Source organism: Mesorhizobium sp. ESP-6-4 (assembly GCF_020164735.1).
Taxonomy (GTDB): domain Bacteria; phylum Pseudomonadota; class Alphaproteobacteria; order Rhizobiales; family Rhizobiaceae; genus Mesorhizobium.
The window spans coordinates 1-21,417 of sequence record NZ_JAIUGS010000002.1; the positions used below are offsets into that span (position 1 = coordinate 1).

The 21,417-nt window shown below is 64.4% G+C and carries 15 protein-coding genes; 6 read left to right on the plus strand and 9 right to left on the minus strand.

The features are described from left to right. A partial coding sequence (locus LB523_RS03770) for a beta strand repeat-containing protein (RefSeq protein WP_224601000.1) occupies nt 1-2,507 on the minus strand: 2,507 nt, incomplete at its 3' end. 324 nt (nt 2,508-2,831) lie between these two features. On the opposite strand from LB523_RS03770, the gene LB523_RS03775 reads away from it, so the two are divergent. Then, a complete protein-coding gene (locus LB523_RS03775) occupies nt 2,832-3,776 on the plus strand; it encodes a transglutaminase-like cysteine peptidase (protein ID WP_224601001.1) in 945 nt (314 codons plus the stop codon). 86 nt (nt 3,777-3,862) lie between these two features. Here LB523_RS03775 and LB523_RS03780 read toward each other — a convergent pair whose 3' ends face one another. From LB523_RS03780 to LB523_RS03795, 4 genes are read right to left on the minus strand one after another with little or no spacing between them, the layout of a single operon-like run. Further along, nucleotides 3,863-4,504: a ribbon-helix-helix domain-containing protein gene (locus LB523_RS03780; protein WP_224601002.1), complete on the minus strand. Its 642-nt coding sequence runs from the start codon at nt 4,502-4,504 to the stop codon at nt 3,863-3,865. After that, entirely contained in the window at nt 4,494-5,783 is a 1,290-nt protein-coding gene (locus LB523_RS03785) for an HlyD family type I secretion periplasmic adaptor subunit (protein ID WP_095766155.1), read from the minus strand. Before LB523_RS03785 ends, LB523_RS03780 begins: the two co-directional genes overlap by 11 nt. A 15-nt stretch (nt 5,784-5,798) precedes the next feature. Further along, nucleotides 5,799-7,931 (minus strand): type I secretion system permease/ATPase, encoded by a 2,133-nt coding sequence (locus tag LB523_RS03790; protein WP_224601003.1) that lies wholly within the window; start codon nt 7,929-7,931, stop codon nt 5,799-5,801. Between the two features lie 38 nt (nt 7,932-7,969). Next, entirely contained in the window at nt 7,970-9,358 is a 1,389-nt protein-coding gene (locus LB523_RS03795; RefSeq protein ID WP_224544394.1) for a TolC family protein, read from the minus strand. A gap of 471 nt (nt 9,359-9,829) precedes the next feature. Here LB523_RS03795 and LB523_RS03800 point away from each other — a divergent pair, with 471 nt between their 5' ends. Beyond that, entirely contained in the window at nt 9,830-11,170 is a 1,341-nt protein-coding gene (locus LB523_RS03800) for an NAD(P)H-dependent oxidoreductase (RefSeq protein ID WP_224601004.1), read from the plus strand. Here LB523_RS03800 and proC read toward each other — a convergent pair. From proC to LB523_RS03815, 3 genes are all read right to left on the minus strand, one after another. After that, nucleotides 11,145-11,960 (minus strand): pyrroline-5-carboxylate reductase, encoded by an 816-nt coding sequence (gene proC, locus LB523_RS03805; protein ID WP_224601005.1) that lies wholly within the window; start codon nt 11,958-11,960, stop codon nt 11,145-11,147. The two genes, LB523_RS03800 and proC, sit on opposite strands and share 26 nt — an antisense overlap. Nucleotides 11,961-12,040: 80 nt before the next feature. Continuing rightward, entirely contained in the window at nt 12,041-13,360 is a 1,320-nt protein-coding gene (locus tag LB523_RS03810) for an O-antigen ligase family protein (RefSeq protein WP_224601006.1), read from the minus strand. Next, nucleotides 13,329-14,327, minus strand: a complete 999-nt coding sequence (locus LB523_RS03815) for a glycosyltransferase family 2 protein (RefSeq protein WP_224601007.1) — start codon at nt 14,325-14,327, stop codon at nt 13,329-13,331. Before LB523_RS03815 ends, LB523_RS03810 begins: the two co-directional genes overlap by 32 nt. Before the next feature lie 169 nt (nt 14,328-14,496). Here LB523_RS03815 and LB523_RS03820 point away from each other — a divergent pair, with 169 nt between their 5' ends. The 3 genes from LB523_RS03820 to LB523_RS03830 are packed head-to-tail and all read left to right on the plus strand — an operon-like array spanning nt 14,497 to nt 17,383. Next, nucleotides 14,497-15,669 carry a glycosyltransferase gene (locus tag LB523_RS03820; protein WP_224601008.1) on the plus strand — a complete coding sequence of 391 codons (1,173 nt, stop codon included), beginning with the start codon at nt 14,497-14,499 and terminating at the stop codon, nt 15,667-15,669. Then, entirely contained in the window at nt 15,666-16,460 is a 795-nt protein-coding gene (locus tag LB523_RS03825) for a WecB/TagA/CpsF family glycosyltransferase (protein ID WP_224601009.1), read from the plus strand. The genes LB523_RS03820 and LB523_RS03825 overlap by 4 nt, the downstream gene beginning before the upstream one ends. Next, nucleotides 16,457-17,383: a DUF6492 family protein gene (locus tag LB523_RS03830; RefSeq protein WP_224601010.1), complete on the plus strand. Its 927-nt coding sequence runs from the start codon at nt 16,457-16,459 to the stop codon at nt 17,381-17,383. The genes LB523_RS03825 and LB523_RS03830 overlap by 4 nt, the downstream gene beginning before the upstream one ends. A 3-nt stretch (nt 17,384-17,386) precedes the next feature. Here LB523_RS03830 and LB523_RS03835 read toward each other — a convergent pair whose 3' ends face one another. Further along, nucleotides 17,387-18,682, minus strand: coding sequence for a lipopolysaccharide biosynthesis protein (locus LB523_RS03835; protein ID WP_224601011.1), 1,296 nt, complete (start codon nt 18,680-18,682; stop codon nt 17,387-17,389). 199 nt (nt 18,683-18,881) lie between these two features. Here LB523_RS03835 and LB523_RS03840 point away from each other — a divergent pair, with 199 nt between their 5' ends. After that, nucleotides 18,882-21,362, plus strand: coding sequence for a GumC family protein (locus LB523_RS03840; RefSeq protein WP_224601012.1), 2,481 nt, complete (start codon nt 18,882-18,884; stop codon nt 21,360-21,362). Nucleotides 21,363-21,417: the final 55 nt, after the last annotated feature.

Consider the following 21,417-nt stretch of genomic DNA (forward strand, 5'->3'; position numbering starts at 1 on the left):
ACGCCGTTGGTGATGAAGGCATGGCCCTCGATGCTGAGCGAGGCGATGCCGTCGGGCGAGCTGATGTTGAAGCTGCCGCCCTGGGTGGTGCTCTCCTTGGAGGTGTCGGAGCCGGCCGATTCACCGGGGCCGCGGTTGGCCAGCAGGTCGTCCTCGTTGACGATGACGTCGCCGCCCTGAGCCGCCGGCGTCAGGTTGGTGATGGTCGGCGGCGTGTTGCCGATCGAGATCGTCAGCGTGGTGTGCGACAGGTCGCCGTCGCCGTCCTTGAGCGTGTAGGTGAAGACGTCGTTGACGCCGCCGGGGGTGCCGGCATCGCGCACATAGGTATAGCTGCCGTCGGCGGCGAGCGTCAGCTTGCCGTAGGCGCCCTGGATCTGCACGCCGATCGTGGCGGCGCTGTCGAGGTCGGCATTGGTGTTGCCGGCAGCGACGCCGGCCACGGCCGCGCCGTCGGCGCCCTTGGTGTCGGCGCCGGCCGCATTGCCGTCGCTGCCCACGCCGGTCATGACGTTGCCGCCGATCGAGGCGAACGAGCCGGCCGGCACCGCGTCGGTGTCGGCGACCGCCGTCGGCACATCGTCGACGATATTGGCCGAGAGCGTGCCGGTGGCGTTCTGGCCGTCCTGGTCGGTGAGCGAGACGGTGAAGTTCTCGAACAGGCTGTTGGTGCCGAGGCCGGCGGCATGCGCCTCATTGTCGTTGAGCGTGTAGGTGTAGCTGACCACGCCGGTGGCGGCATCGTAGCCGGTCACGGCGAGCGTGTTGCCGAGTGCTGTGGTGAAGGAGCCAGCGGTGAAGACGCCGTTGGTGATGAAGGCATTGCCCTCGATGCTGAGCGAGGCGATGCCGTCGGGCGAGCTGATGTTGAAGCTGCCAGCGCCGGTCTCGGCCGTACTTGCTGGGTCGGAGCCGGGCCCGCCTGGCGTGCCGATATTGAGGGCTGCTTCATTAACTGTTGCGTCGCCGCCCTGAGCTTCGGGCGCCAGGCCGTCGATGGTCGGCGGCTCATTGCCGATACCGATCGTCAGCGTCGTCGACGACTGATCGTCATCGCCATCAGTCAGCGTGTAGTGGAACACGTCGTCCACGCCGCCCGGCGTGTTTGCCGCACGGGTGTAGGTGTAGCTGCCGTCCGAGTGCAAAAGCAGCGTGCCGTACTGGCCAGCGATCGAGACGCCGGCGTCCGTCACAGTCTGCGCGGAGCCGGCGCCGTCCTTGCCATAGGCCGATGTCACACTGGCGTCATCGGCGCCCTTGAAATCAGCGCCCGCGGCGTTGCCGTCGCTGCCGGCTCCGGTGATGACGTTGCCATCGATTGGCGTATGCGAACCCGCAGCCACGCTGTCGGTATCGTCATGCGCCGTCGGCACGTCGTCAATAATTTCGACGGACAGCGTTCCCGGAAGCGAAACGTCGCCATCGCTGTCGGTGACCGTCACCGTCATGTTGTCGAAGATGGAATCGGTGCCCGCACCGGAATGCTGCTCGCTGTGCACCAGCGTATAGGTGTAGCTCACCTGGCCGGTGGCGGCGTCGTAGCCGTTGATGGTCAGCGTGTTGCCGAAGGGCGTCGCAATGTTGATCGGTGTCGACGCGCTGTTGGCAAGCTCAGCGGCGGTGATCACATGGCCATTAATGTCCACCGAGCCGATGCCGTCGGGCGAGGTGATGGTGAAGGTACCGGTGTTGTGCTCGGACGGGTCGTTGTCCATTGCGGGGTCGGTGCCCGCTTCGCCGGACCCCGTCGCGCCGGCGGTCTCGAGGCCTTTTTCATCGACGCTGGTGTCGCCGCCGCTGGTCGAGGGCGTCAGGTCGAGGATCGTCGGCGTCGAATCGGGCAGCAATCCCGGGAACAGCTCGCGATGGTCAGGCTGGCCGAACGCCAGGTCCGTCGGCGGCAGCAGCGACGTCAGGCCGAAGCCGTCGCCGATCCCGCCTGCGGGATGTTCAAAATTGCCGCCCGCGCTGCCCGGCGAGCCGTTGCCGCCGGCCGAGATCGAGCCGTCGGCGCCGAAGGCGACATCGACATGGCTGGCCTCGAGCGCGGCGATCAGCGCCACGCGCGGCACCTCGACGTCGCCGAGAATGAAGGTCGGCACATTCAGCGCGGCGTCCTTGATGACGATCTGGGATCCGTCGGGCTGCGTGAGGACCAGATCGTGTCCGTCGACCTTGATGTTGTCGATTGACACGCTGGCCGGGAGCTTCACGACATTGCCGGCCTCGACATGATATTCATGCGGCGTATTGCCTGCCGCTGCATTTGCCGCCGGCGCGTTCGCAGGGGCAGCAGCCTTGGCGTCGGCCGGCTGGTTTGCGGCCGGCGCATTGGCCGCGCCTTGGGCCGGCGCGCCGCTGCCGACATCGACCGGCACGGGTTCGCTCGCAGCCTGGGCGACGGTCGCCTGCGCGACCTGCACACCCGTCGAGATATGATTTTCACCAGCGCTGGTGTGCTCGTCCCAGGAATTTGAAACGGCGTCGAATTCGATATTGGTCGTCATAGCTAAAGCCCCTCCGGCATTTCCCGGAAAGAGACATGTCAGGCCCAGGCTTTGCAACAGACGTTCAATTTATTTCATATATTCGAATATGTAGAGAATCGCATTTTTTACACTTGGTAAATTGCGATGATATATCTGGATATGCATGACCTTAACGAGGGTGGGAATGACCGCGCCGCACGCCTTCCGTCTTGGTAAATGTAAGTATAATTTTGAATAAAATTTGATGCAAAACAGAATAGCGTGATTCGCGGAAACTTACCCACCTTCCTTTCCGATAATTTGAGACAAGATTGGTAGCGTCCACAGTCAAAGGTGGGCGTTATGAAAATACAAAAAGCAGCCCCGACGGGGATCAAGGTACTCTTGCTGGCGATCGGCCTTGCCGCTCAGGCAGATCCATCGTCGGCAAGCGGGAATTCGGGCGCGGTTCCGGTCCTGCAAAAGGTGCCTGCGCCGGCGAGCCTCGGCGGCGTTTCGCTGGCCCGGCCGCTGCCCTGGCAGCCGGCGTCCGCATACCGGATCGCGGACGTTTCTGTGGGCTACACGCCGGCAGCGCGTTACGAGGCTGAAGCGCACGCCAAGGCCGATCCCGGCATCGACCCGATCCAGACCGCCGCGATCATCCCCGGCGTCTTCGGCTCGGTGGCTTTGTCGATGCGCAACTTCCCGGTCGCGGCGCGCTGGGCTCCTGTCTACAAGGCCATCGTCGATTGCACCGCCGGCAGCGTCTGCGACCGTGAGAGCCCAGCCTTCGCCGAGATCGTCAACATCGCCGGCGACAAGGGCTTTCGCGACAAGCTGTCCTTCGTCAACAGCAGCATCAACCGCCTGATCGCCTATCGCAAGGATAGCGTCGTCTATGGCAAGCTCGACTATTGGGCGAAGCCTTCGGAAATCCTCGAGCATCGCGCCGGCGATTGCGAGGATTTCGCCATATTGAAAATGGCGGCGCTGCTCAGGGCCGGCATCCCGGCGCAGAGCATGTCGCTGGTGGTGCTCCAGGATCGCCGCCGCAAGTTCTTCCATGCCGTCCTGTCGGTGAGCACGGGAAGCGGCGCCTTCATCCTGGACAGCCTCGGCAACGCCGTCCTGCGCGACAGCGATCTGCCCGACTATGTTCCGCTCTATTCCTTCAGCACCGATCGCGCCTGGATTCACGGGTCGAAGTCCGGCGCGCAGGTCGCCGACATCGCCGGCGGCTTCGCCACGGTCGCTCCGGGCGAAGGATCGCCGGAACCATCAGTGGCTTCGAGCCTGAGGCAGTAGTTCAAGCGGTTCAGCGCCTTGCCGAAAAATACACGGACGCTCTGTTGTCTTCGCGCAGCCCGGCAGTTCCGGGAAAATGCTAAGCTCTACCCGTTGTAGACGAAAGCCATCAGCAGTTCCGGCTCGGTGACGGGCGCACGCACGGCGCTGAGCTGGCCGCGATAGCGGCGCTCGCCGGCGCCGATGACGAAACCGCTGGTGACCGGCGTTTCGCCATTGGCGTCGAGCCGGGCGAAGATGTCGGGAACGTTGAGGTCGAGCGCCAGCTTCAGGTCCTGGCGCCCATCCTCTCCGGGCGCGCTCGGCAATTGGCGCCGGACCAGTTGCTGGAACGGCGTATTGAAAGCCAGGATCTTCTTCGAAGAAGACAGCGCGAAGGCGGGCGAGGGGCAGGCGACCAGGATCGCGTTGATCGTGCGGATCGAAGCGAGCTTGCGCAATTCCATGCTTTCCTCGGCCAGGCCGCGCATGCAGGCGACGCGGATCGCCGAGGTGAGATTGCCCTGGTCGGGATGGTGTTCGGCGATCTCCTCGACGAGCATGCCGATCGTGCATTTGCGGCTTTCGGCCATCTGCTTCAGCGACACCCAGAAGGCGCGCTCCAGCCGGATGCCGCGACGCACGCCGCCGCGCGCCACGACGCGGAATTCGGGGCCGAAATCCTCGGCCGCGAGCGATGGCAGCAGCCGTTCGCGCGAAGTGTCCGGATGGATGGCGCTATCGCTCACTCATTGCCTCCTGACGCGCCTTGTTGATGGGCTTCAAAAGATAGTTGAGGATCGTCTTGCGTCCGGTCTTGATGTCGACCGAGCAGATCATGCCGGGGATGATCGAATAGGTCTTGCCGTTCCTGGTAAGCGTCGATTTGTCGGTGGCGACCCGCACCTGGTAATAGGGCTCGCCCGTCTTCTGGTCGACGAGGCTGTCGGCGGTGATGTTGGAGACCTTGCCCTCGATGCCGCCGAAGATCGAGAAATCATAGGCCGTGACCTTGATCAGCGCCTCCTGGTTCGGCTGGATGAAGGCCACGTCGCGCGGCGAAACCCGGGCCTCGACCAGCAGTGTCTCGGAGGTCGGCACGATGCCGGCCACCACCGCGCCGGGCTGCACGAAGGCGCCGAGCGTGTTGACGTCGAGCGTGTTGACGATGCCGTCGACCGGTGAGCGGATGTCGGTGCGCGCCACCTTGTCGGTGGCGCCGCGAATGGTTTCGTCGACCACGGAAAGATCGGCGAGCGCCTGCGTCAGGTCGCTCAACGCCTCCTGCTGCAATTGCAGCCCCAATTCGTTCACCTGAAGCTGCGCCTCGGTGATTGCTCCCTTGCTCTTTTTGATGGTCTCGCCGGCAAGGGTCAGCTGTCCGCGAAGGTCGGTTTGTTCGCGCTCGACGCGGATCTGTTCGGTCCTGGCCATCAGGCCTTTCTTGACCATGGGTTCGACCAGCGCCGCTTCCTGGTCGGTGACGGCAAGGCTCTTGGACAGGCGGTCGGCGTTGGCGGTGGCCTCGTCGAGTTCCTTCTCGCGCTGGTCGAGGCGCGATTTGAGAACCGACAGCTTGACCTCGAAATTGTCGCGGCGCGCGACAAGCAGCCTTTGCTCGTTGTCGCAGATCTCCGGCGCGACCTTTTGGATTTCCGCCGGGCAGGGGAACGACCCTTCGACACTGCCGCTCTGCTCGAACTGCAGCCTGGCGATGCGCGCCTGCAAAGCTCGCGCCTTGGCCTTCTCTTCGCCAAGGCTCGACGTGTTGCCCGAATTGTCGAGGCGGATGATGAGGTCGTTCTTCCTGACGGTCTGGCCGATCTGGACGGCGATCTCCTGCACCACGCCCGGTTCGCTGGCCTGGATGATCTGCGTCTTCGAAGCGGGTATCACCTTGCCGTCGCCGCGCGCGATCTCGTCGACCTCGGCGAACGAGGCCCAGGCCGTGAAGCACACGAACAGCGCCCCGACGATGTAGACGGACGCCGAGGCGAAAAGTGGTGGCCGGTCTTCCCTTGCTAGCATGTCCATACGTTCCGGTCAGGCATTTGCCTTCTGCAGCGCCTGAATGACTTGTTCCTTCGGCCCGTCGGCGACGACGCGGCCCTGGTCGATGACGATGAGGCGGTCGGCAAGTTCCAGCATGCTGTAGCGATGGGTCGACACGATCAGCGTCGTGCTGCGGTCGAACGCCACCTTGAGCTGTTTGATCAACTGCCGCTCGGAAGCGAGATCCATCGAACCCGACGGCTCGTCCAGGAAGACGATCTTCGGTTTGGTCAAAAGCAGCCGCGCGATCGCCACAGCCTGCCTTTGGCCGCCCGAGAGATTGGTGCCACGCTCGCCGACATTCATGTCGTAGCCACGCGGATGCCGCGACACGAAGTCGTCGACGCCGGCGGCCTTCGCCGCATCGATGATCTCCTCGTCCGTCGCTCCCGGCGCCGCCATCAGGAGGTTCTCCTTGATGGTTCCCGAAAACAGGTCCCCGGCCTGCGCGACGATGCCGACCGCGGCACGCACCTCCGAGGGGTGGTATTGGCGGATATCGATGCCGTCGAGCAGCAGCTCCCCCGACGTCGGCAGGAACAGCCGGCCGATCAGCCGTCCCATCGTGGTCTTGCCGGAGCCGATGCGGCCGATGATGCCGACCCGCTCGCCAGGCTTGACCGCGATGTTGAGCCCGCTCAGAACCTCGTTTTCCGTGCCCGGATAGGCGAAGCCGACATTCCTGAAGACCAGCGCGCCGCTGCGGATCGGCCGGTTGACGAAGCCGACGGTGTCGGGGCGGTCCTCCGGTTGCGACATGATCGTGTTGATGATCTTGAGCGACAGCATCGCCTGCCGGAACCGGGCAAGCGTGATGGCGATCTGGCCGAGCGGCGCCACGGCGCGGCCGGCGAGCATCACGGTGCCGATGATGGCGCCGGTCGACACCTGGCCTTCCGAGAACGCATAGGCGCCGGCCACGACCAGGGCGACCGTCACGAATTGCTGGATGGCGCCGGTGATGTTGCCCGCCGCCGCCGAGAGCTCCTTGATTTTTTCCGACGTGTTGGCCGCGTTCTTCGAGTGCTCGCCCCATTTGCGCAGCAGGTAGGCTTCGGCGCGCAACGACTTGATCGTCTCCAGCGTCGAGATGGACTCGACCAGCAGGGCCTGGCGTTGCGACGCCTCGTTCATCGATGCCGCGACCCGCTTGCCGATCCGCCTCTGCGTGATCAGCCCGACAATGACGGAGATGACGAAGGCCAGCGCAGGTATGACCACCAGCCAGCCGCCGATGGCGTAGATGACAGCCAGAAAGACGAAGACGAAGATAGTGTCGATGAAGACGCTGATCGTGTTGGAGGTGAAGAACTCGCGCACGAATTCGTATTGCGTGACGCGGTTTGCATATTCACCCGTCGACCCGGGCCGCGCCGAAAGCGAGGAATTCAGCACTTTCTCGAACAGCAGGTAGGAAATCCGCAGGTCCGCCTTGCGACCGGCATAGTCGATCAGCGACGCCCTGGCCGTCTTCAGCAGCAGGTCGAACAGGATCGCCGCGCCGATGCCGAGCGCCAGCACCCACAGCGTCGAGATCGCCTTGTTGGGCAGGATGCGGTCGTAGACATTCATGGTGAAGATCGGCGAGGCGATCGCCAGCAGATTGATGAACACCGCCGACAGCACCACTTTCGAATAGGTGCGCCAGAACGCCCCCATCGTGCCGGTGAGCCAGTGGCGCCTTTCGATCCGCGCGGCGGTGCCGACCGTCATCTCCTCGGCCTGATTGGCATAGGTGATCGAGAAGGACGTGCCGCCGCTGATATAGCTTTCGGCGAGTTCCGACCTGTCGATCGTGGTGCGGCCGTTTTCCTGTGGCGCCGTCAGATATTGCCCGCCCTCGATTTCCGCCAGGAGGGCGATCGGCAATTGGCTGACGCGAAAGACGATGGCCGGAAGATCGAAGCGGCCGCGCAGGAAATCGCGATGGCTGAAATTCTGCACCTCCAGGCCGATGCGCTCGGCCAGATGACGGATCTCGTCCGGCTCGATGCGCGCCTCCGAAATCGGCACGCCGGCAAACAGCACCGTTTCGGCGCTCGGCCTGCCGAGATAGGCCGCCACAGCGCAGAAGCAGGCTTTGAAAGCCTCCTTGGGCGATAGGATATTAGGTTGCTGGTTCACGATCCGCCCCGAAGGACCGAAGATCGATACTACATCGGCTACTTTTTCCTGACCGGCGCGAGGATGTCGAACGGCAGATCGTTCTTCTGCTCCGACGGCGTGCGCGCATAGGTCTCGGTATCGGCCGTGGCCGGCACACCGAATTCCTCACGCGCGTAGGCCGCGGCCTGCTTGGCCGGCTGGATGTTGAGCGTCTTCAGCAATTCGCCGGTTGCGGCCAGCAGCCGGTATTCCGCGAACAGCGACGCGTAGGACGACGTGTCGGCCAGCGTCGCGGTGTTGAAGCGCGTGTTCTGGGCATCGAGCACGTCGAGCAGCGAGCGCTGCCCGACCTTGAACTGCTCGCGATAGGAGGCGACCAGCTTTTCATTGGTGGCTGCCTGCTGGCGCAGTGTCTTTGCCAGCTCCGCCTGGCGGAAGCGGCGGTCCCATGAGGTCCGGACGGCTTCCTCGATCTCGCGCAGCACCTGGTGCAGCGCAAGGCGCTGCTCGCTGGTGCGGCGGATCTGTTCCTGTTCGTTGGCCTTGTCGATGCCGCCGCGATAGAGGTTCCAGCGCAGCACCACCCGAGCCTGCAGATCGCTCGCGTCGCCATTGTCGCCGTCGATGTCATATCCGCCCCGGGCAACGCCCTCGGCGGTAATCGTCGGGCCGTATTTCGCCCGCGCCGCGTCGACCAGCGAAGCGGCGGCGTCGATGTCGCTGTTGGCCATATGGACGCGCGGATTGTTCTGCCTGGCGAGCCCGATCGCATCGTCCAGCGACCGCGGCAGGGCGGCTGCGACATCGGCGGGCCGCGACGCGTTGGTCAGCGGCTTGCCGACATTCTTGAAGAAGCGGATCTTGGCCGCCTCGAGTTCTTCGGTCGCTTCCTGCATCCGCGCCTTGGCGGCATAAAGGCGTTCCTCGGCCTGCTGCCGGTCGGCATCGTTGAGCGCGCCGCCTGCGATGCCTTGCCTGATATCGCTGAGGATGGACTGATGGAAGCCGAGATTCTTCTTGGCTTCGACCACGATCGAAGCCTGCAGCATGTATTCCAGATAATCCTGGACGACGGCGAGCCCGATGAACTCGGACCGTTCCAGAACCCTGAAGGACGCTCCATCGACCCGCGAGGCCTGGCGGTTCAGTTCCGCCCGCCTTGCGCCGCTGTCATAAAGCGTCTGCGAGACGGTGAGGTCTGCCTCGTTCGGATAGAGGGCTTTGTGATCCTCGTCGAGCGCGCGCCGCGTGTCGTTGTCCAGGCGGCGAACGCCGGTCGATGCTTCCAGGTCGACGCTGGGAAGGTAAAGGCCTTTGGCCTGTCGCAGCTCGAATTCGATCGCTTCGCGGTTTTCGATCGCCTGTCCAATCTCCGGATTGGACTCCACGGCGACGGCGACAGCTTCTTTGAGTGTGAGTGCGCTGGCGCTACCACAAGCCAACATTGACACCGTGACAGCAAGCGCAACGCGCCAGCCGACGGTAATTTTACCCGTCCTGGTCATTTCTACCCCGTGACTATCCCCGCGCCATTATTTTTTTATTGGCGCTTATTTGCCCAAGCCTGCCACCGGACCTTTCAGCCAGTATCTATCAGATTTTTTGGGGACGTGAGCATATAATGGATTAGACACCCGCTAAAATTGCGATTTCCGGCATTAGGGTTAAAGCCTGTAGCAAAAATAGCACAGAAACCGGGCGCGCTCGTCGGGACTCTCCCAGTTCAAATCGCGCAGCGATGGTTATGGTCTGAAAGAAACGGCGAATCGTACGGCGGCCATGCACAAGCTCCCGCGAAATCTGCTGCGGCCCTGCAAAGCATGCGCAAGAAATCGTCATTTCAGCCTGGTTTGATTGGCAAACGCGGATCGTTCCCTGTATTGCCGGCCGGAGCAAAAAGCCGTGGATTTTGTTGCATGACCAATATCGCCCTGACCGGGCTTGCCCGCGATCTCGCCCGACGCGCCGCCGAGGGCAGGCCGGTGCGCATCGGCGTCATCGGCTCCGGCGAGATGGGGACCGATCTGGTGACGCAGGGCATGCTGATGCCGGGCATCTCGATCGCGGCCATCTCCACGCGCCGTCCGCACACCGCCCGTGAGGCGATCCGCATCGCCTTTGGCGACGAGGCGATGGCGGTAGAGGCCGAAACCGCTTCCATGGTTACCCGGGCGATCGAGAGCGGCAGGATCGCCATCACCTCGAATGAGGTGCTGGTCACCAATCCGCTGATCGACGTCGTCATCGACGCTACCGGAAAACCTGGCGTCGCCGCCGATTTCGACCTGGTGGCGATGGAGCATGGCAAGCATCTGGTGATGATGAATGTCGAGGCCGACGTGACCATCGGCTGCTACCTGAAGCAGCAGGCAGACCGGCTGGGTGTCGTCTATTCGGTCGGCGCGGGCGACGAGCCGTCAAGCTGCATGGAGCTGATCGAATTCGCCTCGGCGCTTGGGCTAGGCATCGTCGCGGCCGGCAAGGGCAAGAACAATCCGCTCAACCACGACGCGGTTCCCGACGACTACCGGGAAGAGGCGGCGCGCCGCAACATGAACCCGCGCATGCTGGTCGAATTCGTCGACGGCTCGAAGACCATGGTCGAGATGTGCGCCATTGCCAACGCCACCGGCCTGGTTCCGGATGTTCAAGGCATGCACGGCCCCAGGGCCGATCGCGATCAGCTGGCCAAGGTGCTGATCCCGAAAGAGCATGGCGGCCTCCTGTCGAGGAAAGGCGTCGTCGACTACACGATCGGCAAGGGCGTGGCGCCCGGCGTCTTCGTCATCGTCGAGGCGATGCACCCGCGCGTCGTCGAACGCATGGACGATCTCCATGTCGGCACGGGCCCTTATTACGGGCTATTCCGGCCCTATCACCTGACTTCGCTCGAGGTGCCGCTCACCGCCGCCCGTATCATGCTCTACGGCAAGCCCGATATGGTGCCTCTGCCGAGGCCGGTGGCGGAAGTCTGCGCGGTCGCCAAGCGCGACCTTGCCGCCGGGGAGACCCTGGATGCGATCGGCGAGACTTGTTACCGCTCCTGGACCATGACCGTCGGCGATGCCCGCGCCGTCCGCGCCGTCCCGGTCGGCTTGCTCGAAGGCGGCAAGGTGCTGAAGCAAGTGAAGAAGGGCGAGTTGTTGACTGAGGACAATGCCCTGCCGGACCGGACAACGAGGCTCTACGCCCTGCGCCGGCTTCAGGATGACATGCTCTACGGAACGAAGATTACTTCCCCAGCTCTATCGACCTGAGCCGCGCGGCTTCCACGGCTTCGGTGACGAGCTTCGTCAGGCGGTCGCCGCCCATCAGCACCGCAAGCGCCGCGGCGGTCGTGCCGTTGGGGCTGGTCACCTGCTGGCGCAGCACGCCCGGCTCCTCGTCTGCTTCCGCGGCGAGCGAGGCGGCGCCGAAGACGGTCTGCATGGCAAGCAGCTTGGCGGTTTCGGCGGGAAGGCCGGCCTTCTCGGCCGCGACCGTCAGCGCCTCGATGAAGTGGAAGATATAGGCCGGGCCGGAGCCGGAGACGGCCGTCACGGCGTCCATGAGGCCCTCGTCGTCGATCGTCGTCACGACGCCGCTCGCCGAAAGCAGCTCAAGGACGAAGCGGCGGACGTCGTCGGAGACCAGCGGGTTGGAGAAAACGACCATCATGCCTTTGCCGATCGCCGCCGGCGTGTTCGGCATGCAGCGGATGACCGGCGCGAGCTCGCCCAGGATTTCCTCGAAAGTGCCGACCGGCGTGCCGGCCGCAATGCTGAGAAAGCTGGTCCTGCCGTCGCCGAAGCGCTTGTACTGCGCCGTCACCTCGCGGATCACCTGCGGCTTTACCGCGATGACAACGAGATCGGGCACGGCATCGGCCGGAATGCCGGCGGCGTCGGCGGCGGCACCGCAGCCCAGATGTTCGGCGCGCCGGCGCAGTTCGGCATTGGGCTCGACCACGAACACCGCTTGCGGCTCGAGCTTGGCGGATTTCAGCCAGCCCGAGAGCATGGCGTAACCCATATTGCCGCAACCGGCGAGAATGAGCCTGATCGTCATGAAAACCTCCGAGAAGGCTCTCCTTAGACGGTTGCGCCGCAGTGGAAAAGAGCAGTCGGCGGGAGATCGATCGGCCAGGATTAGTTTGAAAGGCGAACCGGGATCGGCCGCAGCGAGACTTGTCTCAAGCCGAGTACGCCGAGCACGAAGAACAGCCAGACGGGATCGCCGCGATGGAAGAAGAAGCTTTCCAGGAAACCGTTCAGCGCCGTAAACAGCACCACCATCATGAAGAAATCGCCGAGGAAGATGTTTTCCTTGCGCGCCGGGATGCGCATATAGTCGCGCAAAGGGGCGATCAGGAAGGTGTAGACGGCGACGCAGAGCGCCGGGATGCCCATCAGCACGGCGATGTCGAGATAGCCGTCGTGACCGTGAACGATGGTGCGGATATCCCAGGGCCGGTCGAAGGGCTGGTCCTGGTTGAGCAGCAGCGGCGTCCCCCAGAAGCTTTCATAGCCGTAGCCGGTCCAGGGCTTCTTCCCCAGCATCTCGCCGGCGAACTCCCAAAGCGTCGTGCGTCCGGTATAGGTGAGATCGGGGAAATAGATTGCCGCCAGATGTTTCACCGGCGCGATGAAGACGATGCCGAGCGTGCCGACGGCGGTCGCGATGATCGCCAGCGCGAACAGGATCGGCGTGCCGAGCCGCATGCCGATGAGGCTGGGCAGCACGACGATCATGATAGAAAACGGCACCAGCCCGGCAGTGGTCTTGGAGCCGGTGTGGAGCATGAACACCATTGCCGCGCAGAAGATGCCGGCGCCCCACCAGCGCTGGCCGCGCCGGAACAGGTAGAGCCCGGCGAAGCTGAAACAGGCCATCACCGGACCGGCGATGTTCTTGTGCGTGAAGACGCCGCGCCACAGGCCGGCATGCTCGGGCTCCTGCGAGTCGGCAGTGTGCAGCGCTTCATGCGGGAAGACGATCAGGCCGATATAGGAAAGGCCGATCACCACGACGGCGGTGAAGATGACCACCCTGGCGAAGGAATCGGCATCGCGCGGCAGCACCAGGACGGTCGCCATTGTGATGATGCCGATCATGGTGAAGGAGGCCGCGCGCATCGCCGCGGGGGGATCGGTGGCGAGCACCACCGACAGGAAGAAGAAGCCCAGCATCAGCGCCCAGGAAGGGCTCACCAGCGAGCGCACCACGCGCGGGTCGGCGAAGGCCAGCAGCGAGAAGATGGAGACCGCGCCGAGCGAGCCGAAGCCGAGTTGGTTGACGATGTCGCCGCCGTCGCCGGTCAGTTCCGCGCCTGCCGGCTGGAAGGGCCGGAACGAGACGATGATGACGGTGAACAGGAGCGCGGCGATAGCCGTCGCCACACCTTCCCTGGTGAAGGCGGCGCCGAGCGGCGCGCGCTCAATTCTTCTCAGGCTGCCGGTACTGCTCATTGGCATATCCGAATTCGGCGAGCACCCGGCCGAGCGCGACATAGACTGGATAGAGGCTCGTCGTCAGCGAGCCGGTGCGCGCCAGCCGGATGGCGCCGCGCAGCGGCGAGGCGGCGAGCAGCGCCAGGCTCTTCAGGAAAACCTTGAGGCCGGCAAGCGGCGTGCCGGCGCGCTTCTTCTTTTCGACCAGCGTCGAGATCACGCCATTGCGCAGGCTGCGGGCGCGGATCCAGTCGGCCTCGACGCGCCGGGCCGGCACGGTCTCGTTGACCTTTGCCTCGGCGCACCAGCCGAGCACGAAGCCTTTTTGCGCGCACCGGCTGAGAAAGTCGGAATCGCCGCCGCCCATGAAATTGAACCTGAGATCGAGGAAGGGCGGTCCCATGTCCTTAAGCACGTTGCGACCGAGCAGCAGGTTGCCGGACGAATAGAGCGCCGGCACGCGGCCCGTCTCCCGATAGGGCGGCGCGAACACCGGGTGCTCAGCCCATCTGGCATGCGAGGCATCGGCAAAGATGGGTACCTGCGGGCCGCCGACAATGTCGGCTTCAAGTGTCTCCGCGGCGCCGCACATGCGCTCGAGCCAGTCTGGCTCGGCGATCTCGTCGTCATCGATGACCAGCAGGTGGCGAAAATTGGGAAACTGCAGGATCGCCGTCTGCCAACCGGCATTGTAGGCGCTGCAATTGCCGCGCTCATGCGCAATGATGACCATGCCGGGCATCTCGCCGCTTTCGAACAGGGGCAGCACCGCCTTGGCGCCCTCGCGCGCCTCGGCCTCATTTTCCATGACGATGACGGCAAAGCGCCTGCCGGTCCGTTGCGCCTTGAGCGAAGCCAGCGTTTCCAGCACCTGCTTTGGCCGTTTGAAGGTCGGCAGCGTCACGACTGCCACGACGGTCTCGGCGGCAAGCCCCGGCGACCGTCCCGCGATCGATACAGAAGCGTCGGACGGCAAAGGGATCATCCGTTTCCAGCAGCGAGGGTTGGAGCCCTCGATAGCATCGCGGTGATAACGTTTCGTTAATCACCTTCTCGCCCGTCCTTCGGAAAAGCCGGGTCTTCGGCCTTTGACAGTGCCATTTAATCAAGGCTTCACCGCGTTTTGCTACCGGCTGCAGCCAAGGATAGGTGAGATGCATCTGCTGTTCGCCACATCGATCGTGCCTGATGGCGCTCTCGCCTCAGGCTACGAGATTGCCAACGCCGCGATCATCGACGCGCTGCGGCGCGCCGGCGTGCGCGTGACGGTGATCGGCTTCATCTGGCCGGGCAAAGCCCCGTCCGATCCGCAAAACACCATCGTGCTCGACGCCGTCGAGGTGCGCACCGAAAGCGCGTCGCCGCTGCAAAAGCTTGCCTGGGTGGGCAAGGCGGTTCTCTCCGGTCTTACCTTTTCCTCCGTCAAGCTGCGTGTCGTTGCCGATGCGCAAGTCCGCGACGCCATCGAACGCGCCGGTCCCTTCGACGGCTATGTCCTAAACTCGGTGCAGTTCGCCGGCGCCTTTGAGAAGGTTCTCGCCGACCGTCCATTCGTCTTCGTCGCGCACAATGTCGAGCACCGCTCGGCCGAGGAAAATGCGGCCGCGGCCGGCAGCGCGCTTCAGCGCTGGATGTTCCGCCGCGAGGCCAGGCTCCTCAAGGTCATGGAAGAGCGGCTCTGCGGCGCCGCGCGCTTTGTCTTCACGGTGGCCGAGGAAGACCGCGCGGCACTTGGCGTCGCTTCCGACCGGCGCTCCGCGGTGCTGCCGCTGGTCACCCGTGCGCAGGCGCCGACAAGCAGGGCGAAGCGGCATATCGATTGCGACGCCGCGCTGATCGGCACCTGGACCTGGCAGCCGAACCGCATCGGCCTCGACTGGTTCCTGACCAAGGTCGTGCCGCATCTGAAGCCGGATTTCCGCATCAGGATCGCGGGCATTGTGCCTTCCGGCATCAGCTCGCCGCATCCCGGCGTTTCCTTCGTCGGCAGGGTTCCGGATGCGCAGGCCTTCGTGCGCGGCGCCGCCGTCATTCCCTTGATCAGCACCGCCGGCAGCGGCGTGCAGTTGAAGACCATCGAGACCTTCGAGCTTGGCCTGCCGTCCGTCGCCACCAGTCGCTCGCTGCGCGGCATCGGCTATCGCCCCGACAATTGCGTAGTGACCGACGATCCGATTGCTTTCGCGGCGGCGCTGCAGGCGGCTGCGGCCCATGTCCGCGACGTGGATGGCAGCGCCTTTCATCGCCGCCAGCTCAAGGCGCTCGACGTCGCGATCGGGCTTGGCCTGGAGAAGCTCGGCGCCGTCAGGCAGGAGGCGGCCGCATGAACATGCACACCGCGCGCGTCGCTTTCGGCTTCGACACGCTCAAGACCATTTTGGGTATTCCGGTGCTGGCCATACGCTGGGACGAGGCCATCGCCTTGCTCACCAGGCTGATCGACGAGCGTCGCTTCACCAAGGTGAGCTTCCTCAATGCCCACAATGCCAACCTTGCCTGCACCGACCCGGTGTTTGCCGAGGCGCTGGAGAACTTCCTCATCCTGCCCGACGGCGTCGGCGTCGACATGGCCGCAAAGCTGCTTTACGGCGCGCCTTTCCCCAGCAATCTCAACGGCACCGATTTCATTCCGGCCTTCCTGCAGGCCTCGTCGCACCCGCTGACTGTGGCGCTGCTCGGCACGACGCGCGCCAATGCCGAAGCCGCATGCGCGAAGCTCTCGACGCTCGCCATGCAGCACAAATTCGTCGTCGTCCATGACGGCTTCTTCTCGGCCGCCGAGGAGCCGGCGATCCTCGAGCGCATCGCCAGGCTGCGGCCGGATGTGCTGCTTGTCGCCATGGGTGTGCCGCGCCAGGAATTGTGGATCGAGCGCCACATCGACAGCCGCCATTGCACGCTGCCGGTCGCAGTCGGCGCCCTGCTCGATTTCATGAGCGGCTCGGTGCCGCGCGCGCCGCTATGGCTGCGCCGGCTGCGGCTCGAATGGCTGTTCCGCCTGTGGATCGAACCCGGCCGCCTGTGGCGCCGCTATATTGTCGGCAATCCGCTCTTCCTGTGGCGCGTCGTCAAGCAGAAGCTGTTGCGCATGCCGCTGCCGCTGGAGGCGCGCCGGTGAACAGCCGCTTCGTTCCGGACGCCTCCACTGCGGTCGAAGCGCTGCCGCGCATGCCCTTGGCTGCGATCGTCACCGCAAGCTACGCTCCCGATTTCGAGCGCTGCCGGCTTTTATGCGAAACCATCGATCGCCACGTCACCGGCATGGCGCATCATTATATCCTCACCGAACATCGCGATGTCGCGCTGTTTCGCCAGCTGGAAGGCAGCCGCCGCAGCGTTGTCGACGAGCGGGACCTGTTGCCGCGCTGGCTGCGCGTGTTCGACGATCCGCTGAGCGGCTTTCGCCGCCGCGTCTGGCTGAGCCTGAAAACGCAGCCGCTGCGCGGCTGGCATGTGCAGCAGCTGCGCCGCATCGCCATTGCCGGGCAGGCAAAGGAAGACGTGCTCGTCTTCTGCGATTCCGACGTCGCCTTCCTGAAGCCGTTCGACGCGAACGCCTTCTGGCGCGACGGCAAGGTGCGGCTGTTCCGGCGTGACGGCGTGCTGGCGAGCGATGGACATGACGAGCATCGCATCTGGTCGCGCAATGCCGGCGCCGCGCTTTGCATCGATCCCTCCAATCCATCGAGCCACGACTACATCTCGACGCTGATCGCCTGGCGCCGCGAGACGGTCAACGCCATGTGCGAGCGCATCGAGAAGGTGCATGGTCGCGACTGGGTCGGCGTGGTCGGCTCGGCGCGAAAATTCTCCGAATGCATGATCTATGGCCGCTATGTCGACGACGTGCTTCAAGGCGCAGGCCATTTCCACGGCTCGGAGGAGTTCTGCCGCGTCCACTGGAACGGCGAGCCGCTGTCCGACGAGCAATTCTGCCGCTTCGTCGACGCTATGGCGCCGGAACAGGTGGCAATCGGCATGCAATCCTTCATCGGCACCGATACCGGCCGCATCCGCCGCCTGATAGGGCTTTCCGCGTAAGGCTCAGATCGCCTTGGCCGGCCGGCGCATGGCCGAATAGGTCAGCAGCATTGAGGCGAGATAAAGCAGCAGGAAGACGATGTTGAGCGACAGGACCAGATTGGCCGTGTCGGGGATGGTGGTCAGCACATAAGTGAGCAGAACCGCCTTCAAGCCGGCGAGCAGACCGAGATTGATCGCCCGCACCGCCGTCTGACCGCGCGCGAAGAGAAGCTCGGCCTGATATTCGACGAGGTTGCGCAGGCCCGGCACGCAGACCGCGAGAGCCACCAGCGGCGCTGCCTCGGCGACATTCCTGCCGAGCGCGTTTGGGAAGAAGTGGAGCACGATGCCGAGCGACACGAGCGCGAGTGTCGAGACCAGGAACACGCCGCCTTCGATGCCGCTCTTGACCGCCAGCCGCGACAACAGCTCCGGCGCCCGCATCATGCGCTGCACCAGCATCATCGAGAAGGTGCGGATCGGGATCGCGGTGAGATCGACCAGCCGCATGATGATGGCGTAGATGCCGGCCAGATGCGGCCCGCCGATCGACAGCACCAGCAGCTTGTCGAACTCCATCTGCAGATAGAACAGCACTTCAGAGCCGGCGACATAGATGGAATCGGCGAGCCGCCTGAAATAGAGCTCGGTGCGCAGCCGCAGCCGCTGGCGCGGATAAAAGAAGACGAAGGCGACGACGAGCGAGGCGGCATTGGCGCCGATATAGAACAGCGACCAGACGCCGATCGTGTGCCGCGCGCCAAGCATGAACAGGATCGCGCCGACTGCCCTGAGCGCCGTCGCCAGGATGGCGAGCACGGCCGCCCGCCCGAACTTGCCGAGCCCGTTGTTGACGATCAGCGCCACTTCGACCGGTCGCCACAAAAGCGCCTCGGCGAAGACGACAGCGGCGAAGGCCGATAGCGGCACGGTGCCGGCGAAGAAGATCAGATAGACGCCGTAGGACGCAGCGGCGAGGAACGGCAGCGACAGGACGCCGAGAAGCAGGAAACCGGCGGTGAACGTGCCGATCAGGTTGGGGCGGATGGTGGCGGTGCGGTAGAGCGCCGAGATGAAGCCGAAGGCCAGGATGCGCGACAGCATGATGCCGGCGGCCGAGGCGGTCGCGAACATGCCGAATTCGGCGATCGAAAGCGTGTTGGCCAAAGCGATGAAATAGGCGAGCGAAAACACCAGCCGACCGCCGGCGCCGCTGATCGCCGAGAAATAATCGAATACCAGTTTCCGGCGGGTGGCCACGAAGTGGCCGATCCGCGCGAAGCTCCGCCCTTGCGGCATGTCGCTGGCCTGGGTCATATCCGGGGCGATAGATAGGCTGCAAAGTTTAACGCGGCGTTCTGGCGGCCGTCCCGGCGGCCTGAAATGCGGTGAACAAGGGCGAAAACTGTGCCCGCCGAGGCGCAAAATTAACCGTTTGTTTCCTATGCCTGTTTAGCGTGGCTTAACGATTGGCCGATCCGCGCGCCCAAGCCGCCAGAGAGCAAGTTCCAGGACAATGGTCGACAGGGATAACCGTGATGAATGGAGGCGCGAGCGTTCTCTGCTCGCGCTCGGCCAAGCGATGCGTGGCGACGACAAGACGGTTTCGATCGGCGACCGGGCCAATTCCTCTTGGCGCGAGGACGCCGCCGCGCGCCATCGCGCCGCGCGTTCCGAGCGCGAAGAAAAGTTGAATCCGCGCCCCGCCGAAATCGGCGGATTTGACCACGATCAGGCGGATCCCGTCGAAACAGGCGACGACCGGGCCGCGTCACTAGGGCAGGGCTACGGGGGCACTGCGGGAGGCCACCAGCCGCAGGCCGCTCCCGAACCTCGTCATGTAGGCCGACCACCCGCTGCCGACGAATCCCAGGAATGGAAACCGCTGATCGACCCGGTGCAGGTGATTGGCGGCATCGCTCGCTCCAAAGCGCTGATCCTGTCCTCCACCATCCTGGGCGCCGCCCTTGGCATAGCCCTCGCGCTATCGACGCCGAAGAAATACGAAGCTACGACCGAGCTAACCATCGAGCCGGGCGACCTGAAACTTGCCGAACGCGATCTCACCCAATCGGTGGGTGAGCCCGACGCGGCATTGGCCGTTGTCGAAACCCGCATCAAGATGGTCACATCAGGCAAGGTTCTTGACGAGGTCGTCAAGGAGCTCAACCTCGTCAACGACCCGGAGTTCAACGGTCAGGGGTCTGGTGGCCTCGGCGTCGCGTCGTTCCTGCGCTCGATGATTTCGCGGGATGACCAGCCGGCCGGCAGCGACGAGATTCGCCGCCAGGCGCTGGCCGTCGGCAATCTGGCCGACAGCCTGTCGGTCGAGCGCACCGGCAAGACTTTTGTCATCTCCATCAGCGCCACCACGCGCAATGGCGAGAAATCGGCAGAGATAGCTAACACGACGAGAGACGTCTTCCAGCGGGAGATCGGCAACTACCAGTCAGAAATGGCCGGACGTGCGACGAGCGCGCTGACGTCGAAGCTCGATGAGCTGCGCAAGGGCGTCGAGACGGCCGAACGCAACGTTGAGGATTTCAGGGCGACGCACGACCTTGTCGACGCGCAGGGCCACCTGATCAGCGATGATCAGATGTTGAAGCTCAACGAGCAGCTTTCCGTCGCCCGCGCCCGCACGCTCGAGCTGAACGCCCGCGCCGCCTCGGCACGCTCGCTGAACGTCAACTCGGTCCTCAGCGGCACGTTGCCGGAAGAGATCAACTCCAACATGATGAGCGAGCTGCGCTCGCAATATGCGTCCCTGAAGCAGGAAGCCGACCGCGCCGCGATCAAGTTCGGACCGCGTCATCCTGAGCTGCAGGCGCTAAACGCCCAGCTTGCCGGCGCGCGCGAACGCATCACCGCCGAGCTGCAGCGCATCGCGTCCTCGCTGCAGGTCGACCTGAAGCGCTCCGTTCAGCTCGAGCAGGACTTGTCCTCGCGCCTGGCCCAGGCCAAGGTCCAGAGTGGCGATGTGAACAACAATCTTGTTTCGCTGCGCGAACTGGAACGCGAAGCCGCCGCCAAGCGCTCGGTTTATGAGCAGTATTTGCTGCGCGCCAAGGAAACCGGCGAGCAAAAGAACGTCAATTCAGCCAACATCAACGTGCTTTCGCCGGCTCAACCGCCGCTGGAGGCCAAGGGGCCGTCGCGTGTCCTGATGGCCTTGGCGGGGTTGTTCGCCGGCCTGTTTGCCGGCATCGGCCTCGGCGCGCTGCGCGGCATCCTTGCCAGCCTGCGCGAGACGGCCAATGCACGCTCGCGTCGCGCGACTGAAGACCGTCCTTCTGCGCTTGAGAGCAATTCCAATCGGGCCGCCCCACCGGCGCCGCCACCACTCGCCACGCCGCCGGCTTCGCCTGTCGCTCCGCCGCCACCTCCGGCTTTCACACCAGCACCGGCTCCGCCTTTCATGCCGCCTCCGCCTTCATCCTTCACGCCGTCTCCGGCAGCGTCCTTCACACCGTCGCCTGCTTCACCGCCGGTTCCACCACCGGTGTCGACGACTGCACCGGCTCCGGTCAAATCCGTCACGCCGCCGCCGGAACCGGCCAACGATGCCGGCCGTCCCGGGCTTTTCGGCTCGCTTGCCTCGGCGGTTCGCTATTTCGTGCGGCGCGAGCCGGCTGAAACGGTCGATATGGACTCTGTCCCGCCTGAAAGCGCCTGGCGGGCGCCCACCCTGGAAGAACGCTATCCCCGGGTTCAACCATCGGCGCGGGAGAATTTCCGGCAGCCATACGAGCAGGGCTATTCCTATTCGTACCGGCCGGACCACGGCCGGACCGATCCCTACGACGATCATTATTCGGCATCGGCGGCATCCTATCATCCGCGGTCGCCGGCCGCCGGCGAGGCCGACCAGCCCCCCGCCGACCAGTCCCCTGCCGGCCAGCAAGGCGAGATCGACGAGATCCGCGCCAGCCTGCGCGAATTCCGCGAGGCGGTGCGCGAGCTGACCGAAAGCCGCACGCGCCGCCGCTATTTCTAAACTATCCGTATTTCTGGACGGCTCGCGGTTCGATAAAAGCGGCCGGTTTCGGGTT

Coding starts and splice junctions, on each gene's coding strand:
- LB523_RS03775 (WP_224601001.1), top strand. CDS start 2,832: ATGAAAATACAAAAAGCAGCCCCGACGGGGATCAAGGTACTCTTGCTG.
- LB523_RS03785 (WP_095766155.1), bottom strand. CDS start 5,783: ATGCTAGCAAGGGAAGACCGGCCACCACTTTTCGCCTCGGCGTCCGTC.
- LB523_RS03795 (WP_224544394.1), bottom strand. CDS start 9,358: ATGTTGGCTTGTGGTAGCGCCAGCGCACTCACACTCAAAGAAGCTGTC.
- LB523_RS03800 (WP_224601004.1), top strand. CDS start 9,830: ATGACCAATATCGCCCTGACCGGGCTTGCCCGCGATCTCGCCCGACGC.
- proC (WP_224601005.1), bottom strand. CDS start 11,960: ATGACGATCAGGCTCATTCTCGCCGGTTGCGGCAATATGGGTTACGCC.
- LB523_RS03810 (WP_224601006.1), bottom strand. CDS start 13,360: ATGAGCAGTACCGGCAGCCTGAGAAGAATTGAGCGCGCGCCGCTCGGC.
- LB523_RS03815 (WP_224601007.1), bottom strand. CDS start 14,327: ATGATCCCTTTGCCGTCCGACGCTTCTGTATCGATCGCGGGACGGTCG.
- LB523_RS03820 (WP_224601008.1), top strand. CDS start 14,497: ATGCATCTGCTGTTCGCCACATCGATCGTGCCTGATGGCGCTCTCGCC.
- LB523_RS03825 (WP_224601009.1), top strand. CDS start 15,666: ATGAACATGCACACCGCGCGCGTCGCTTTCGGCTTCGACACGCTCAAG.
- LB523_RS03835 (WP_224601011.1), bottom strand. CDS start 18,682: ATGACCCAGGCCAGCGACATGCCGCAAGGGCGGAGCTTCGCGCGGATC.
- LB523_RS03840 (WP_224601012.1), top strand. CDS start 18,882: ATGGTCGACAGGGATAACCGTGATGAATGGAGGCGCGAGCGTTCTCTG.